The sequence below is a fragment of the Streptomyces sp. NPDC001832 genome (assembly GCF_040297265.1).
Classification (GTDB): Bacteria; Actinomycetota; Actinomycetes; order Streptomycetales; family Streptomycetaceae; genus Streptomyces.
This window is the reverse complement of record NZ_JBEOYU010000004.1, coordinates 126,300-141,422: the sequence shown is the minus strand read 5'-3', so window position 1 is coordinate 141,422 and position 15,123 is coordinate 126,300. Positions and strand designations below refer to the sequence as shown.

Sequence of the window (15,123 nt, the reverse complement as noted above, 5' to 3'; positions counted from 1 at the left end):
AGGTCCAGTGCCGTCTTCTCTGCCCGCTACACCCCACGTCGACCTACGAGTTGAGTCGGTCGATGACGTACTCAACCAGGTTGAGCGCGCCTTCCAGACTTCGCTGGACCGGGGGACGCTGGTACGTAAACGGCGCTCGCTCGGCGCGCGCACAGACCGAGGCACATGGGTGCGGATCGAACGGCGCCGGCTCGACAAGATCGGTGGCCAGGGCTGGAACGGAACCGAATGCGCTGCCTTGCTGGATGGGGTGGCCAGGCCCGGGTGGCACCGGGGGACGGCTTGGCGCGAACCTGATGATGCCGTGATGTGGCGGGCCGACGAGACGGATCTCCTGCCAGGAACGCCGATCGGCAGCAGTGTTATCGCCACCGATCCCCACCTGCCGGACGAATGGTGGCAGGCGCTGAATACTTCGCTGGACGCGCTGGCCGTCCAGCACACGAGGCGCGTGGCCACCCCGGACACCGTCACGATTACCCAGAGCGGTGTTACTGAGGCGATCAAGCGATTCCTCCTCCTTGGCACCGACACGGCGTTGAACCACTGGCGGCCAGCGCACGCGGACCTCAACTGGGCGAACATGACCGGACCGCAGTTCTGCCTGTTCGACTGGGAGGACTGGGGTATGGCCCCTCAAGGTCTGGACGCGGCGTCGCTGTGGGGGAACTCCCTCGCCGTCCCGGCGCTGGCCGAGCGAGTCCGCCGCGAACGGCGCCGCGACCTGGAGAGCCGGGACGGCAAGCTGATGACCTTGTTCGTCTGCGCGAAGATCCTGGCCCCGGACGCTCACCCCGAGGACCCTCGCCTCGAACCGGCCCGAGACATGGCCACACAGATGGCGGACGACCTTCAGAGGGGCTGATGGCCTGCTCGCTCGCGGAGGAGCTGTCGGTACGTATGAATGCTCTTGGTGTTGGCCTCGTACCGCAGGGCGTCGACCAGTTCCCGCAGGTGGGAGGGGTTATCCGTACCGACGGCGATCTTCCCTACTCGCGGTAGCCAGTACGCGGTGCGGAACGCGGCCTGCAGTGCCGAGAGGCTGTCATCAGGGTTCTGGATGAACACCTGTGGGTCGAGCTTGTCCCACAGCGGATCCGTGGCCTTACCGGCGAACGGGCTCATACCCCAGAGCTGGGCCGTGCCGAGGTCCCACCGGGCCGCCAGGGCTTCGGAGGCTTCCAGGACGTCGATCCCGGTGAGGAGGCCCCCGCGGACCATGAGCACGTCGGGTCTGGGCATGGTGTCGTCCGCGAGTTCGGGCAGCGGGCGGGGATCCCAGGAGGAGATGCCCCAGGCTCCGCACAGCCCCTCCGCGGCGGCTGCCTCCAGGGCAGCGCACGCCGCGCCCAGAGCGTCCTGCGCAGCATCCGGCGAGCCGGTGAGAGAGCGCTCGGGGTTGTGCAGGAACACCAGGTCCGGAGCGCGGCCCAGGTCGCGGTTCGTCTGCTCCATGGCTTCCCGGAGCCGGCCTGGGTCGAGGGAATGCTCGGCTCGTCCGGCGGCGGGGAAGAAGCCGACTTTGGTGGAGAGCGTGAAGCGGGGAAGGAGATCGCTTCCGACGTCCGCCAAGGCGGCGTGGGCCGAGAAACCGCGGTAGTTGAAGCTCGTGTCGATCGTGTCGATCCCGAGTTCCAGCGCGCTCGTCAGGATCCGGCGCTCGTAACGAGATCGGTGTAGCCCGAGAACAATTCGGGGGTCAGACTCGCGCACAGCTCCTCCTCCACCAGGATCTTCGCTAGTGCCTCCACCTCGGCGCCCACCGCGCGGGTGGCGTTGTCCAGCTGCACGGGGTGGCCGCTCAGGAGCATGCGGAGCCCTGGCAGAGCCTTGGCCGCGAACGTGAGCTTCTTGCCGGCTGCCACCACGACGGCCGTCTCCCCGTCCTCTCTGATCAGGGGCGGGAACTCGCTTACACACGCCACGGCCTCCAGGGGGCCGAAGATGTCCAGGAAGGGAACGTGCCGGCCGGGAGGAGCTTCCTGCTCTCGGAGCCTGAGGAACTCCGCCGGATCGCGGGCGTCGATGAGGCGTGAGGCGGCGGTGGCCAGCAGCGTCTGCTGGGCCTGCTGCTCGTCGGGGCTGCCCCAGCGGTCGAGGTCGTGGCGGAACACCTCCTCCTGACGGGACCAGTCGGCAAGCCAGGTCAGCCAGCTCACGGCGGTGCGCTTGGCGAAGTCGAAGGTCACATGGGCGCTGTGGCCGCCACCCTGGCCGACGCGGGTGGCTGCGTGCCAGTAGCCGCGTGGGATGTGCATCACGTCGCCAGCCTGCATGGTGCCGGTCCACACGATCTCTTCGCTGGGGGTGTTGTTTCGCTCGGCGTCTCGGAACATGGGTACGGGCCGGGAGGTGCCGCGCACCTCCCACTGCTTCTCGCCTGCCAACTGCACGATGAGAACGTCGTGGTCGTCCCAGTGCAGGTCGAAGCCGGACGCATCGTTCGTGGTCAGGTAGACGTTCGCTTGTACGTGTTCCCGGGACCACCACTGCATGGCCCGGCAGGCTGCTTCCATCGTGGGGTCGAAGACGTTCGACTGGTCCAGGACCAGCGTCGCACCGTCGCGCAGGAGGCTGCCCAAGCGGCGCATGTCCGCCATCGGTATCGCCTGCCCCCGGGGTGTGACCTGACGGTCGAGGTACGCGTCGGGGTGCAGCTCCTCGCCGCCTTTGAAGAGCCGGAACTGGGGGTTGGCGAGGCTCCGGCGCATGACCATGTCGAGCAGGCGCGAAGGTGTGAGCAGCCGTGCCACGACCTCGGGGTCGCTGATGCTGCCCCGAGCGAACTCCTTACCGAGCGGGCCCGGACCATCCCACCCGAGTGCCTCTTCGACGGCACGAACCAATCGATGCTCCATGAGCTGTTCCCTTCCTTGTGCCAGGTTGGACGTGGGAGGCGGAGGGACCGCATGCGCAGCCCCTCCGCCAGAGAACTGGCGGCTACGCCGCGTGGTTCAGCCCGTCACCCCCGGGCCAGGGGCCGTCACCCGAGCCGCCCTGCCCCGGGTCGGAGGCGTTGCTGTCGTGGCGGTCGTGGACGCTCGCGAGGAGTTCCACGGCGACCAGCAGGCCCTCCTCGACGGAGGGTGTCTTGTCTCCCACTTCGTGCTCCTTCCTCTACCGATCTCCCGCCGGTGCGGCGGGCAGTCTGTGGTGTGCGGAGGTGCTGGTACTGCGGGTGGTCCCCGCCCCCGTGTCTGGGGCGTACGCACGGGGGCGGGGATGAAGGGCCGGCCTGTCATAGCGAAGGCAGCGCTCAGCGACGGCGCAGGAATCCGCCCCGTGCCCGGTGCTTGCCTCCGCGTCGTCCAGCGGACGACTCCGCTTCAGCGGGACCGCCGGGTTGCGCCGACCAGGCCGGCTCATCGTGGAGAAGGATGGACTGCCAGACCTGGTCCTGTAATTCCCGGATGCAGGGGCCGCAGGCGTACATAGCGGCCTGGGCACCGGCCACGCTCACGGGGCCGATCCACAGAACACGGGTCCATTCCTGGCCGCAGTAGAGCCAGCAGTATCTGTCTACCCACCTGTTGCCGTCGTCGGTGTCCGCCGGTGCTGGCAGGCCACCGCGGGCGAATTCGGCGATCCCAGGTATCAACCGGGGTGTCACGGCCAGTTCAACATGCACAGATCGGCCCTCAAAGTCATGCGTCCTGGACAGCCACCCGGGCTTGTCCCTTCTTATCGGCGTCGGCAAAAAGGAGGGTGGGCTCGGCCAGGATGTCGCGGCCGGATTCGCTCTTGTAGATCTCGTCAACGCTGCCGAACCGGGCCTCCGAATAGTCGAGGTCGAGCAGAGCCGCTGCCTGCCGGACCGATGCCTCGTCGGGTCCCTCGATCTCGACGAACGTGGGGAGGTCCGGCCAGGTGTCGAAGTCGAAGGCGACCTCGCCCAAGCGCCATTCCTCGCGGTAGTTCTCCTGGTAGCGGACCTCGCGCAAGCCAAGTTTGCGGAGGATCTCGGCCATGGCGTGCAGGTCCGAGACCTCGGTCTCGATCTCGGTGGTGCCGTCGATGGTGGTCGGGTCCGTGACCTGCTTCAACGTGAGCGTGGACCGAGTGGCCTCGTCCCTCAGACGGATCCAGGCGCCACCTTCAAGGGCGTCGTTCTCGAAGATTTTGCGGGTGAGGAGGGTGCGCGGGAACGCCTGGGTGGCGCCGAGGGCAGTCAACTTGGCCTGGAGGTCGTCTACGTCGACGGCGAGGAACTTCGCCTCATACTCGTGCTTCATGTGTCCTTCTTCCTGTGGCTCTAGGAGTGGGTGGACGCACGGGCGGCAAGGAGAAGGCCCATGCGGTGGGTGTGGTCTTGCAACTGCCCGACGTGGGCCCGCTCGGTGAACTCATTGGTCCGCAGGGTGAGAAGGACGTCCCAGTCGCCGATGAAGTAGCGCTGGAGCCTCTCAGGCGACGTGTAGTGCTCAAGCATGTGATGGCGCTGCTCGATGGGCATCATGAACTCCGCGCCGAACAAACCACCAGGCCGGACCAGGCGCTGCATGCGGTCGACGAACTCACCGAGCGGGCGATGGTGGTTGGCACTGTAATGCCACGAGCAGCTCGTCCAGACTGCGTCACTGGTTGCGCCCAAGCGTTCGGATGCGAGGAAGTCCTTCTCTACGACCTGCACCTGGTCATTGAGCCCTTCGAGCTTCAGCCGCTCGATAAGCCCCGTGGCATGACCGGTTTTATCACCCGGAAGTTGGACCTCGCCGCCGTGAAGGGCGATCGGATCGCGTTCGATGGCGACGACGCGGTAGCCGGCAGAGACCAGCGGCAGGATGAGCCTGCCGTCGCTCGCGCCAATGACCGTAACGGTGGAATCAGGCTCTGCGCGCTCCTTCAGCGCGGCGAGGAACTGTGGGAAGAAGGTGAGGGTGTGCCGCCACATGCTCAGTTTCTGCACTGGGCTGTTCTCCTTGGGGGTTGGTGGCGAGGACCGTCTGGAGCACCTCGTCGGGCTTGAGTCCGGTGGTGTTCACGCGGTGCATCGGGAACGAGGTGTAGGCGTCGGTAATTTGATCGGCTGCGATCTCAGCGAGGGCGTCCCAACGGGACACGGGCTTCTCGCGCATGGCGAGGCGGCGTCGGCGCTCGTCCTCCGTGCACACCAGTTGATAAGTGATGGGATGGGGCAGATCCGACGGCAGGGTCACACCAAGACCAGTCCCAAATGCGCGGTGATTTGCCAGGCAGCGAGCGAAGTAGCTCTCCACAACGACCGGAGTGCCGGCGGACAGGTACCGCTGGATATGGTCAGCCGCGGTGAACAGGGCTGAGAGATAGAAGGACATCCGGGCATCGACATTCCCCCGGAGATCCACCTCGTGCCGCAGCGCTTGATAGACGGGCGGCACGGTCGGGACCAGCACGGCCCCGCGGGCTGCTGCAAGCATGGGTGCGAGGGTCGACTTACCAGTACCACGAAGCCCTTCGAGGCTCTCGAACAGCACGTGGTCAGACACGGCCGTACACCACGTCCGGTACTGCGAGGGTGAGTTCGTCGATAGCGGACGGTCGGTGGACGATGTGGTCAGCGAGCTTGTCGTACCAGAAAGCGTGTGAGTCCTTGCCGACGGCCTTGCAGGACATGGTGAGTGCACCGCGCGGGTCGGCCTCGATCCGCTCGATCTCCGCGGGACCTCCCGCAGGAGCGCAGATCTCTGGGGCGCCGTGCTCGGACAACTCCTCATCGACGATCACTTCGATGGTGAGTTCGGCGGTCTCGAGCTGGTCACGAAGGCGGATGTAGGCGGCGGAATCGGTGATGAGGAGCTCGGGGTGCTCTGCTGCGTTGCCGACCGGCCGGAGGCAGTGAAGCTTCAACTGCTCGACCCCATAGTGTTGCAGGGTGCGCGCCAGAGGGAGCACCTCGTCAATGTTGCGTGAGGTGACTGTCAGGGTCGCACCGGTGCAGACACCGAGTCCCCGTGCGATGTCGAGTGCGCTCAGTGCACTCTGGTAGCTCCCGAACTTGCGGACGTGGTCGTTGGTCGAGCCGATGCCCTCCAGCGATACCCGCAGCAGGTCCAGGTGAGGGGCGATCTCGGTGAGCCGGCGCTCGATCCGATAGCCGTTGGTGCAGATCTCTACCTGCATGCCCAGTTCCTGCTTGGCGTACCGGACTACGTAGGCGAGGTCCTTGTAGACGAACGGCTCGCCGCCCAGCAGGGTGACAGCATCGGTGCCGTACTGGTCGCGCATAAGTGTGAGGAGGTTGACGGCCTCGTCTGCCGTGAAGGCATCGGCGTGCTGGAGCCTTTTGCCATGGAAGCAGTGCAGACACTCAAAGTTGCAGCGATACAACAGCTGCAGGTACAGCATCCGGATCCTGCGGATCCCGGTGACTTCCCCGATCACGTGGGTCTCCTTCGGGCACTTGCCTGGTGGGAGACCTGATCCTGGCGGAATAGGGAAGGACCGCATCACCGCGTATCCGGACGCTCCGAGGACGTCCTGGGACGTTTTCAGTGCGCCGCGAAGGTCTCCAGAATCCCAAGAACACGCGCGGTGTCCGTCAGGTCCGGTAGCACTACCTGGGCGCCGGCAGCGACCAGTTCCTCATCGCTGTGGACGCCAGAGGCGACCGCGATGATCCCGGAGCCGGTGGCAAGTGCAGCCTCGACATCCCTCGGGGTATCCCCCACGAGTACGACAGGCACGTCATCCCGCACGCCTCGGAGGCGTTGGGCACGTTCCCGAGCAACAGCGACCAAGTCCGGACGCTGGAGAGCGTCAGCCCCGTAGGCGCCAATAGACAGATCCAGTAGGGGGTCCAGACCGAAGGCCGATACCTTCACGAGGGCGTTGGCCGCGATATTGCCGGTGAGAACCGAGGACACCCAGGCATGGTGTACCGAAGCTGCCTTCAAGATGTCACGCACGCCGGGAAGGGCTGTTCCGCGTTGGCTGAGATCGTGGAGGCGCTCCTCCCCTGCGCCTGTAAGAGCCTCCTCGACAGCAGCCCAGTCCGGCTCGGCGAGACCGTTCCGCTGGAACATGTCGCGCATGATCAGGCGATCTGTACGGCCCTCCGTCCGCGCCGGTTCGGCCGGACCGGTTCCCGCCAACGCCGTAAAGGCGGCGGCGTAGATCTCCTTGCTGACCCCTGCATTTTCGATGAGCGTGTGGTCGATGTCCCACAGGACGATGAGCTCCATACGACCAGCGTAAGTACCGGGGTCGAAGCCTCGGGTTCTGAGGAACGTCCCACAACGTCCTTGCCCGCTCTTGCCGCCTCGGCTTGTATGGCAGCTGTGAACGAGCGACTGCACTCCGTACTCGCCCAGCGTGGCGTCTCGCCAGAGTCACTTGCTGAAGTGTGTGAGGTAGACCCCAAGACCGTCGGTCGGTGGCTCGGGGGGCGCGTTCCCCACGCGCGCCACAGATTCCGTGCCGCTCAGCACTTGCGTGTGGAGGAGCTGTTCCTCTGGCCAGCCCCGGCGCCGAGTGCCGGACAGCCCACTTCCGGGTCAGGCTTGGAGTTGGTCGGGACCTACCAGAACAGGGCCAGTGTTCCGCGGGACATGTGGCTCTCGCTGTTGAAGGGGGCCCAGGAACAGATCAGTGTCCTCGTCTTCTCCGGCACGTTCTTCGCCCAGTCCAACCCCCACGTCGCCAAGATGCTTGCCGAGCGGGCGGCAGACGGGGTGCAAGTACGGCTCTGCTTCGGTGAGTCGAGCGGCCAAGCTGTAGCTATCCGCGGCCGCGAAGAGGGTATCGGTGACACGCTTGCCGCCAAGATCCGCGCCTCGCTGACCTACTACCGGCCCTTATTGTCCGAGGCGGGCTGTGAGGTCAGGCTGCACGACACCACGCTTTACACCTCCCTGTTCCGCTATGACAACGACCTTCTGGTCAACCCGCATGTCTGGGGCCAGCCGGCCAGTGCCAACCCTCTGCTCCATCTCAAGAGAGTTGATGCTGCGGGGTGGTTCGACAACTACGCTCAGAGTTTCGAAGCTGTCTGGGCCACCGCGCGGCCTTGGACGCCAGACCAGGAGGGGGCCTCGTCACATGGGCAGGACTGAGTACTACAACGATCCCAAGGCCCCCAAGGCAAACACGCTCATTCCCGCCAACAACCTGCTTGTCGTCGACGACAGCGGCGCCATCCTGCTCCAGCGCCGTCGAGACACAGGCCAATGGGCCCTGCCTGGTGGCGCCCAGGACATCGGTGAGACGGCGGCACAGTGCGCGGTGCGCGAATGCCTAGAAGAGACCGGCATCATCGCCGAGATCACAGGCTTCCTCGGGGTCTACACAAACCCCAACCACATCGTGGCCTACACCGACGGCGAGATCCGGCAGCAGTACGAGAACACGTACATCGGACGCCCAGTGGGCGGCGAGCCCACCATCAACGACGAAGCCGACGGCGTCCGCTACATCCAGCCATCCGACCTGGACCAGTACGACATCCACCCCAGCATGCGCCAGCAAATCGGCGACTACCTCGCCGGCACCTATCCCTACCTCGGCTGAGCAGCCAGGGACGCCTCCACCCGCGCCGCGGCGGCAAAGATCTCCGGTGCCGCCCGACGGATGAACCGCCCGACCACGCTGTCGGCGCCGTAGCGGCCGGAGATCTCGGCGACGCGTTCCTTGGCGGTGGTCCGGTCGCCGTGGGGTGTGGTCGTCATGTCGCAGTAGACAAGGGCGTCCACAAGTCCCTGGTCGTCGGGCAGGGGAAACTCGGCCTCCAGAACATCCCGCAATCCACGCTCCTCAGCTTCCAGCAACGCCAACGAGTGGTTAGCCACCAACCGAACAAGCCGTCCATCCGCAGCATGAATGTCACGAAGAAATCGGGCGCCATCCAGGGGGTGAAAGCCTGTCACGGCTATCCGCGGGGCGTAGCCCACATCGTGCAACACAGCGGCAGAAGCTAGGAGGTCCGAGTCATTGCCGAGGACCTCCGTCAGTTCGGCCGCGCGCCGCGCGACCCCTTGCGAGTGCGCCCATCGACGAGGAAGCGGCTTACGCAGCTCCGCCTCTGCCACCTGACATGCCCATTTCGTCAGTGTTCCGTTCATAGCTTGGACCTTCCCGGGTACAAGGCTGCACATGCCAAAGCGCGCAAAGCGGGCCCGCATTCCGACGCCTCGGCAACACCTCGATGGAGCGGAGCAGTAAGCAGGCAGCCTCGGTCAGGGGGCCACCCAGCCGCCCATCTCGCTCAACCCGACGAAACCCTTCACTAGGCCCTCGACTGCCTGCCGCCCGCGTCCGGCACGCAGCGCACCGTTGTCCTCGGCGAGCTCGTCGAGGACAACGGTGCAGGCAGCCGACCGGAGGAGCCGTGTCAGTACGCACCCCAGACGCTCGACCAGCTCGCTACCACCTGTTGCGCGACCGATGAACTGCCTCCGCGAAGCCCGCCGTGCGTCGAACAGCCATCCGCAGCCGTCGCTTACACGCTCCGACAGCAGCGCGAAAGACGCCGCGGCTAGCTTCTCGTTCTGTCGGCCGCGGAGTTCGAGGCACGCGGCACATCACGACGAGAGAGCGAGAGCGGTGCGAAAGTCACCGGTCTCCCACTGGGAGGAGTGCCCGCGGATGACAGCGACGACACATGACGTCGCCCGATGTCCGGATTCCGCCGCGGAGCCGCGCCGGTCCACCGGTGTTCCGCGCAGGTGCCACAGCGAGACCGATGTGAAGGGAGCAGGTCGATGACGCAGGTCCACGGCGAGCGGCGGCTGCGGTTCGACGGACCGTTGGAGCGGTCGCTGGTGCACCGTCACGCGGCCGACGAGGTCTTCGTCACCGATCACGTCGCGCTGGGCGACGGCCGCTTCGCCGTCGCGGCGCGGCTGCCGTCCGCCCACCGCTACTTCAACGACGACCCGAGTCCCTCGGCGTCCATCGACCCGATGCTGCTCCTGGAGTGCTCGCGGCAGGCCGGAACCCTGGTTGCCCACCGCCATCTCGGTGTCCCGACGGACACGGCGTTCCTCATTGCGGAGTGGTCCATCGCCCTCGACGGCGAGCCGGTCCCGCGGCCCGGACAAGGCACCGGCGAGCTGACGATGGTCATCGAGGCGAAGGACCTGAAGCAGCGCGGAGAGTCTCTGCTCGGGGCGACGCTGGTGAGTGAGCTGTACCTCTCCGGGCGCCGGGTCGCGACGAGCACGGTGATCACCGGTTATCCGTCCCGTGCCGGCTACGAGAGCTTCCGGACCCGCAGCCGCAGCTCGGCTGCGCCGCTCTCCGATGCCATGCCGCCGCGCCTGGGCGGAACGCCCGCGGACGGCCGGCAGGTCGGGCGGGCGCTGGGGGAGAACGTCGTCCTCTCGGCGGTGCGCCGCGTCGGCGGACGGACCGTCGCGGACCTCGACGTACCGGTCGCGCATCTGGTCTTCTACGACCACCCGCTCGACCACGTACCGGCGACCGCGCTACTTGAAGCCGCCCGTCAGGCCGCCCTGTCGGCGGTCGCGTCGGAGACGGAGGACGCCGGTGAGGCGACCGGGCCGTGGCGGGTGAGTGCGCTGAGCGCCCGGTTCGGACGCTTCGTCGAACTGGACAGCCCGACGGAGGTGTCCGCGCGCGTGGAGCAGGCTGGGAGCAGCCGCTCCGTGGCCGTGCTGTTCGAGCAGGACGGAGCGACCGCCTGCGACTGCGAGGTCACGGTCCTCGCACCGTCGGCGGCCCCCGCTCCTGCGGCCACTGCCTCTGGTGGCCGTTGATGCGGCTGAGCGGAACGTACGGGCTCGTGTGCGCGGCCTGGTACCCACCGGAGAGGCAGACCGTCGAGGAGGCGCTGGCCGCCGGAGACGTGGACCGGCGCAACGCCGCCGACCTGGGATACACGGCGCTGCCGGTCAGCGCGGACACCGCGCCGCCGGACATGGCCGTGGCCGCTGGGCGCCAGGTGCTGGAGCGAGGCGGCTGTCCGGCGCGGGCGCTGTCGATGGTGCTGCACGCGAGCGTGCACCATCAAGGGCATGACGCGTGGTCGGCACCGCACTACATCGCCGACCGGCTGACCGCGCACCACGCGGTGCCGATCGGACTGCTGCAGCAGTGCAACGGCGGAGCCATCGGCATCGAGCTGGCAGTCTCCCGTCTCCAGGGCGACCTGCAGGCCGGGCCGGCCCTGGTGACCACCGGCGACCGGTTCCTGATGCCGAGCTGGCACCGCTGGCGTACCGACTACGGCATGGCTGCGGGCGACGCGGGCACGGCGGTGCTGGTGCACCGCGGCGACGGGCTGCCCTCGGACCTCACCCTGCACGCCCTGGCGACCACGGTGGCGTCCGAGCTGGAGGTGATGCATCGCGGAGAGGACGAGCTGAACGCGGACCCGCTCGGACACGGCCTGATGATCGACGTACGGCGTCCCAAGCGCCACTTCGTCCGGTCCTTCGGCGTCGACCACTTCACCAAGCTCGCGCACGACCGCATCCGGGGAGCCGTCGGCGAGGCGCTCGCCTCCAGCGGTCTCGCCCCGGACGATCCACGACTGCGTCACGCCGTGCTGCCGCGCCTGGGCGCCAAGGCGATGGCGGAGGCGTACGTACCGCCGCTGGCGGAGTCCGTCGCGGCGCCGCTGCTGGACCTCGGGCGTGCCACCGGCCACCTGGGAGCCGGCGACCTGAACGCCTCGCTCGCCGACTTGGCGAACGGCGACTGGCTGGAGCCCGGACAGTACGCCGTCGTGCTGAACGGCGGTGGCGGGTTCACCTTCACCGCGGCCGTGGTCAGCCGCACGGACACCGCCGCCTGAACCAGCCGCGACATTTCACCCGGCCGGACCGAGGAGACCTCCGGCAAGCGGGCGGTCCCGCGCGGACCGCACCCGGCCGGACCGAAGAGACACCCGGACGGTCCCGCGACAGTCGCACCCGACCGGGCCGAAAAGACCTCCGGGGCGGAGAACCGCCCGGGCAGCCCATGGACAGGAGAACCGACATGAACGACGTCCAAGACCGCTTCTACTCCCTGCTCAGCGCGAAGATCGGCGTGGAGACCGAGTCGCTCACCGAGGACACCACCCTCGAATCCCTCGACCTCGACTCGCTCCTGCTCGTCGAGGTCAGCGTTGCCGTGGAGAAGGAGTTCGGTGTGGTGCTCGACGAGCTCCAGCTCGCGCCCGAGCGCACCGTCGGCGAGGTCCTCGGCACCCTCGACAGCCAGCTCAAGGCGGCTTCGTGACCGCCGGACGCCGTCGCCGGTTTGACGTGGCCGTCACCGGCCTGGGACTCGTCACGCCGGCCGGGACCGGAGTGAAGGCCAACGTGGCCCAGATCTGGGACGGCCGGTCCGCCGCGAGCAAGAGCCCCGAACTGGAGGGCATGGCCGTCGACTTCTCCTGCCGGGTGGATGACTTCGACGCGGCGGCTGAACTCGGCCGGCGCGCGGCGCTGCGGATGGACCGGGTCAGCCAGCTCGGCGTCACCGCCGCACGGCTGGCCGTGTCGGACGCCGGCCTCGACCCCCAGGTCTGGGACGGCGCCCGGGTCGCCGTGGTGATCGGCACCTCGTTCGGCGGCTCCGCCAGCTTCGAGCGCGAGCACGAGACCTACCTGCGAAGCGGGCCGACGGTGGTCTCACCGCAGCTCATGGTGACGGCGCCGGTCAACATGACGGCTGGTCACATCGCCATGGACTGCCAGGCGCTGGGACCGAACCAGGTGGTGTCGACCGCCTGTGCCTCCGGTACCACCGCCATCGGTCTGGGCCGGATGCTGCTGGAGGCCGGACTCTGCGATGTGGTGCTGGCCGGCGGCTCGGAGGCGGCGCTCACCCGCACCGGCATGGCCAGCCTGCACAAGATGGGCGCGCTCTCCCAGCGTGCCAAGGACCCGGCGGCCGCTTCCCGCCCGTTCGACGCGCACCGGGACGGCTTCGTCGCCGGTGAGGGAGCCGGCGTCCTGGTGCTCGAACGGGTGGCCGACGCGCACGCCAGAGGGGCCAGGGTCCGCGCGAGGATCAGCGGCTTCGGAGCGTCGGCCGACGGCTTCCACGCCTCCGCCCCGCACCCGACGGGCGACGGCGCGGAGCGGGCGATGCGCGCGGCGCTGGCCGACGCCTGCCTCGACCCTGTGGAGGTGGCGCACGTCAACGCGCACGGCACGTCGACCCCGAAGAACGATGTCACCGAGGCGGCCGTCATCCGCCGGGTCATCGGCGACCATCCCCTGGTCACCTCGACCAAGGGAGTGACCGGCCACCTGATCGGCGCCGCCGGAGCGGTCGAGGCCGCGTACACGGTGCTGGCGGTCGAGCAGGGCTCCGTACCGCCGACCGCGAACCTGGAGTGCGTCGATCCTCAGGTGGAGATCGATGTCGTCGCCGGGGCGCCGCGCACAGCGACGATCGGCGCGGCGATGTCGAACTCCTTCGGGTTCGGCGGGCAGAACGCCGCCGTGGTGGTGACGGCGGCATGACGCGTACCGGCCGCTCCGTCCTCGTGACCGGAGGCAACCGCGGCATCGGCCTCGCCGTCGCCCGGGACCTGGCCGCGCAGGGCCACCGGGTGGCGGTCACCCACCACAGCACCGAGGCGCCGCCCGGCCTGTACGGGGTGGCCTGCGACATCACCGATCCCGAGGCGGTGGCGCGTCTGTTCGAGAAGGTGACCGCCGAACAGGGGCCGGTGGAGGTGCTGGTGGCCAACGCCGGCATCACCCGGGACGCGCTTCTGCTGTCGATGGCCGACCACGACCTGGACGAGGTGCTGGACACCAACCTCCGCGCGGTGATCCGGCTGGTCAAGCACGCGTCCCGGGGCATGCTCGCCGAGCGCTGGGGGCGGCTCGTCCTGGTCTCCTCGTCGGCCGCCTTCACCGGCTCGCCGGGCCAGACGAACTACGCGGCCGCCAAGGCCGGTCTGGTCGGCATGGCCCGCTCGCTGGCCTGGGAACTGGGACCGCGCGGCATCACCGTCAACGTGGTGGCTCCCGGCCTGATCGACACCGACATGACACGCGACCTCAGCGACACCCGGCGCGAGCAGTTCCTGAGCCGGACACCGCTGGGACGACCTGGCAGAGCCGAGGAAGTGGCCGCCGCCGTCCGCTTCCTGGCGAGTGCCGAGGCCGGCTACGTGACCGGCGCGGTGCTGCCGGTCAGCGGCGGACTCGGCATGGGCATATGACTAACCGTCAGTTACCAGGAAGAAGAGGCTGATCAATGGCAATCGGCGTGATATCAGTCGGCGCTCACCTTCCCGAACGCGTCGTGACCAACCGGGAGATCGCGGCCTGGGCGAACGTCACCGAGGAGTGGGTCGCCGAACGGACCGGCATCCTGGAGCGGCGTTACGCCGCGACCGGCGAGGCGACGTCCGACCTGGCGCTGCCCGCAGCCCGCGCGGCGCTCGGCGAGGCCGGACCGGAGGCCAGGGAACGGCTCGCCGCCCTGGTCGTCGCCACCTGCACCCCCGACCACCCGCAGCCGTCGACGGCGGCCATCGTGCAGGCGGGCCTCGGCCTGCCGGCCCTGCCCGCCTTCGACGTCAACGCCGTGTGCAGTGGCTTCCTCTACGCGCTCACCCTCGCCAAGGCGCTGCTGGACGGACAGCCCGGGCAGCACGCCCTGGTGGTCGGGGCGGACGTCTTCTCCACGCTCATGGACCGCGGCGACCGCAAGACCGTCAGCCTCTTCGGCGACGGTGCGGGCGCGGTCGTGCTCGGTCCGGTGCCGGAGAGCTACGGAATCCACGCCAGCACCCTGCTGGCCAACGGCGAACTGCACGACTACGTGAAGGTCGAGGCCGGCGGCAGCCGGACCCCGCTGGACGAGCGGGCCCGCGCGGCGGGCGAGCACCGCTTCCGGATGGACGGCAGGGCTGTACGGGAGTACGCCATGACCACGCTGCACAAGGTGGTCGGCCAGACCCTCGCGGACTGCGGCGCCCGGATCGAGGACGTGGACCGCTTCGTCCTCCACCAGGCCAACACCCGGCTGCTGGAGTCCTTCGCGGCCGAGGCCGGCATCGACCCCGACAAGGTCGCCCTCACGGCGCCGAGCCTGGGCAACACCGCGGCCGCCTCCGTACCGCTGACGCTCCACCACACCCATCACGCCCGCCCCCTGGAACGCGGTGAGCGTGTCCTGCTGGCCTCCATCGGCGGTGGCATGACCGCCGCTGCCACCCTCATGACCTGGTACTGA

Annotated in this window: 18 protein-coding genes; 9 read left to right on the top strand and 9 right to left on the bottom strand. The window is 68.2% G+C overall.

Translation table 11 applies throughout. The features are described from left to right. Nucleotides 1-7 precede the first annotated feature (7 nt). Complete coding sequence (locus ABT115_RS05440) at nt 8-865, top strand: hypothetical protein (RefSeq protein WP_351784508.1); 858 nt, start codon at nt 8-10, stop codon at nt 863-865. On the opposite strand, the gene ABT115_RS05435 is transcribed toward ABT115_RS05440, so the two are convergent. The 8 genes from ABT115_RS05435 to ABT115_RS05400 form a co-directional block, all read right to left on the bottom strand. Beyond that, complete coding sequence (locus tag ABT115_RS05435; RefSeq protein WP_351784305.1) at nt 853-1,713, bottom strand: aldo/keto reductase; 861 nt, start codon at nt 1,711-1,713, stop codon at nt 853-855. The genes ABT115_RS05440 and ABT115_RS05435 overlap by 13 nt on opposite strands. Continuing rightward, nucleotides 1,647-2,858: a JmjC domain-containing protein gene (locus ABT115_RS05430; RefSeq protein ID WP_351784303.1), complete on the bottom strand. Its 1,212-nt coding sequence runs from the start codon at nt 2,856-2,858 to the stop codon at nt 1,647-1,649. Before ABT115_RS05430 ends, ABT115_RS05435 begins: the two co-directional genes overlap by 67 nt. A gap of 82 nt (nt 2,859-2,940) precedes the next feature. Continuing rightward, a complete protein-coding gene (locus ABT115_RS05425; RefSeq protein ID WP_351784301.1) occupies nt 2,941-3,102 on the bottom strand; it encodes a hypothetical protein in 162 nt (53 codons plus the stop codon). 542 nt (nt 3,103-3,644) lie between these two features. Continuing rightward, nucleotides 3,645-4,232 carry a class IV adenylate cyclase gene (locus tag ABT115_RS05420; protein ID WP_351784299.1) on the bottom strand — a complete coding sequence of 196 codons (588 nt, stop codon included), beginning with the start codon at nt 4,230-4,232 and terminating at the stop codon, nt 3,645-3,647. Between the two features lie 20 nt (nt 4,233-4,252). Next, nucleotides 4,253-4,906 carry a class I SAM-dependent methyltransferase gene (locus ABT115_RS05415; protein WP_351784297.1) on the bottom strand — a complete coding sequence of 218 codons (654 nt, stop codon included), beginning with the start codon at nt 4,904-4,906 and terminating at the stop codon, nt 4,253-4,255. Then, complete coding sequence (locus ABT115_RS05410; protein ID WP_351784295.1) at nt 4,824-5,396, bottom strand: hypothetical protein; 573 nt, start codon at nt 5,394-5,396, stop codon at nt 4,824-4,826. The genes ABT115_RS05415 and ABT115_RS05410 overlap by 83 nt, the downstream gene beginning before the upstream one ends. A 61-nt stretch (nt 5,397-5,457) precedes the next feature. Next, the gene (locus ABT115_RS05405) at nt 5,458-6,360 is read right to left on the bottom strand and encodes a radical SAM protein (RefSeq protein ID WP_351784293.1); all 903 of its coding nucleotides are present in this window, start codon (nt 6,358-6,360) and stop codon (nt 5,458-5,460) included. A gap of 107 nt (nt 6,361-6,467) precedes the next feature. Beyond that, nucleotides 6,468-7,160 carry an HAD family hydrolase gene (locus ABT115_RS05400; RefSeq protein WP_351784291.1) on the bottom strand — a complete coding sequence of 231 codons (693 nt, stop codon included), beginning with the start codon at nt 7,158-7,160 and terminating at the stop codon, nt 6,468-6,470. 96 nt (nt 7,161-7,256) lie between these two features. Between ABT115_RS05400 and ABT115_RS05395 the strand changes: the two genes are divergently transcribed. Both ABT115_RS05395 and ABT115_RS05390 read left to right on the top strand, forming a co-directional pair. Then, nucleotides 7,257-8,030: an XRE family transcriptional regulator gene (locus tag ABT115_RS05395; RefSeq protein ID WP_351784289.1), complete on the top strand. Its 774-nt coding sequence runs from the start codon at nt 7,257-7,259 to the stop codon at nt 8,028-8,030. Then, on the top strand, nt 8,017-8,484 hold the full coding sequence (locus ABT115_RS05390) for an NUDIX hydrolase (protein WP_351784287.1): 468 nt from the start codon (nt 8,017-8,019) through the stop codon (nt 8,482-8,484). Before ABT115_RS05395 ends, ABT115_RS05390 begins: the two co-directional genes overlap by 14 nt. On the opposite strand, the gene ABT115_RS05385 is transcribed toward ABT115_RS05390, so the two are convergent. Further along, nucleotides 8,472-9,035, bottom strand: coding sequence for an HD domain-containing protein (locus tag ABT115_RS05385; RefSeq protein WP_351784285.1), 564 nt, complete (start codon nt 9,033-9,035; stop codon nt 8,472-8,474). The genes ABT115_RS05390 and ABT115_RS05385 overlap by 13 nt on opposite strands. A gap of 639 nt (nt 9,036-9,674) precedes the next feature. On the opposite strand from ABT115_RS05385, the gene ABT115_RS05380 reads away from it, so the two are divergent. From ABT115_RS05380 to ABT115_RS05355, 6 genes are all read left to right on the top strand, one after another. After that, nucleotides 9,675-10,691, top strand: a complete 1,017-nt coding sequence (locus ABT115_RS05380; protein WP_351784283.1) for a ScbA/BarX family gamma-butyrolactone biosynthesis protein — start codon at nt 9,675-9,677, stop codon at nt 10,689-10,691. Further along, nucleotides 10,691-11,731, top strand: coding sequence for a beta-ketoacyl-[acyl-carrier-protein] synthase family protein (locus tag ABT115_RS05375; protein WP_351784281.1), 1,041 nt, complete (start codon nt 10,691-10,693; stop codon nt 11,729-11,731). The genes ABT115_RS05380 and ABT115_RS05375 overlap by 1 nt, the downstream gene beginning before the upstream one ends. 185 nt (nt 11,732-11,916) lie before the next feature. Beyond that, nucleotides 11,917-12,159: a phosphopantetheine-binding protein gene (locus ABT115_RS05370; RefSeq protein ID WP_351784279.1), complete on the top strand. Its 243-nt coding sequence runs from the start codon at nt 11,917-11,919 to the stop codon at nt 12,157-12,159. Next, on the top strand, nt 12,156-13,394 hold the full coding sequence (locus tag ABT115_RS05365) for a beta-ketoacyl-[acyl-carrier-protein] synthase family protein (RefSeq protein WP_351784277.1): 1,239 nt from the start codon (nt 12,156-12,158) through the stop codon (nt 13,392-13,394). The genes ABT115_RS05370 and ABT115_RS05365 overlap by 4 nt, the downstream gene beginning before the upstream one ends. Continuing rightward, the gene (fabG, locus tag ABT115_RS05360; RefSeq protein WP_351784275.1) at nt 13,391-14,104 is read left to right on the top strand and encodes a 3-oxoacyl-ACP reductase FabG; all 714 of its coding nucleotides are present in this window, start codon (nt 13,391-13,393) and stop codon (nt 14,102-14,104) included. Before ABT115_RS05365 ends, fabG begins: the two co-directional genes overlap by 4 nt. A gap of 35 nt (nt 14,105-14,139) precedes the next feature. Then, nucleotides 14,140-15,123, top strand: coding sequence for a 3-oxoacyl-ACP synthase III family protein (locus ABT115_RS05355; RefSeq protein WP_351784273.1), 984 nt, complete (start codon nt 14,140-14,142; stop codon nt 15,121-15,123).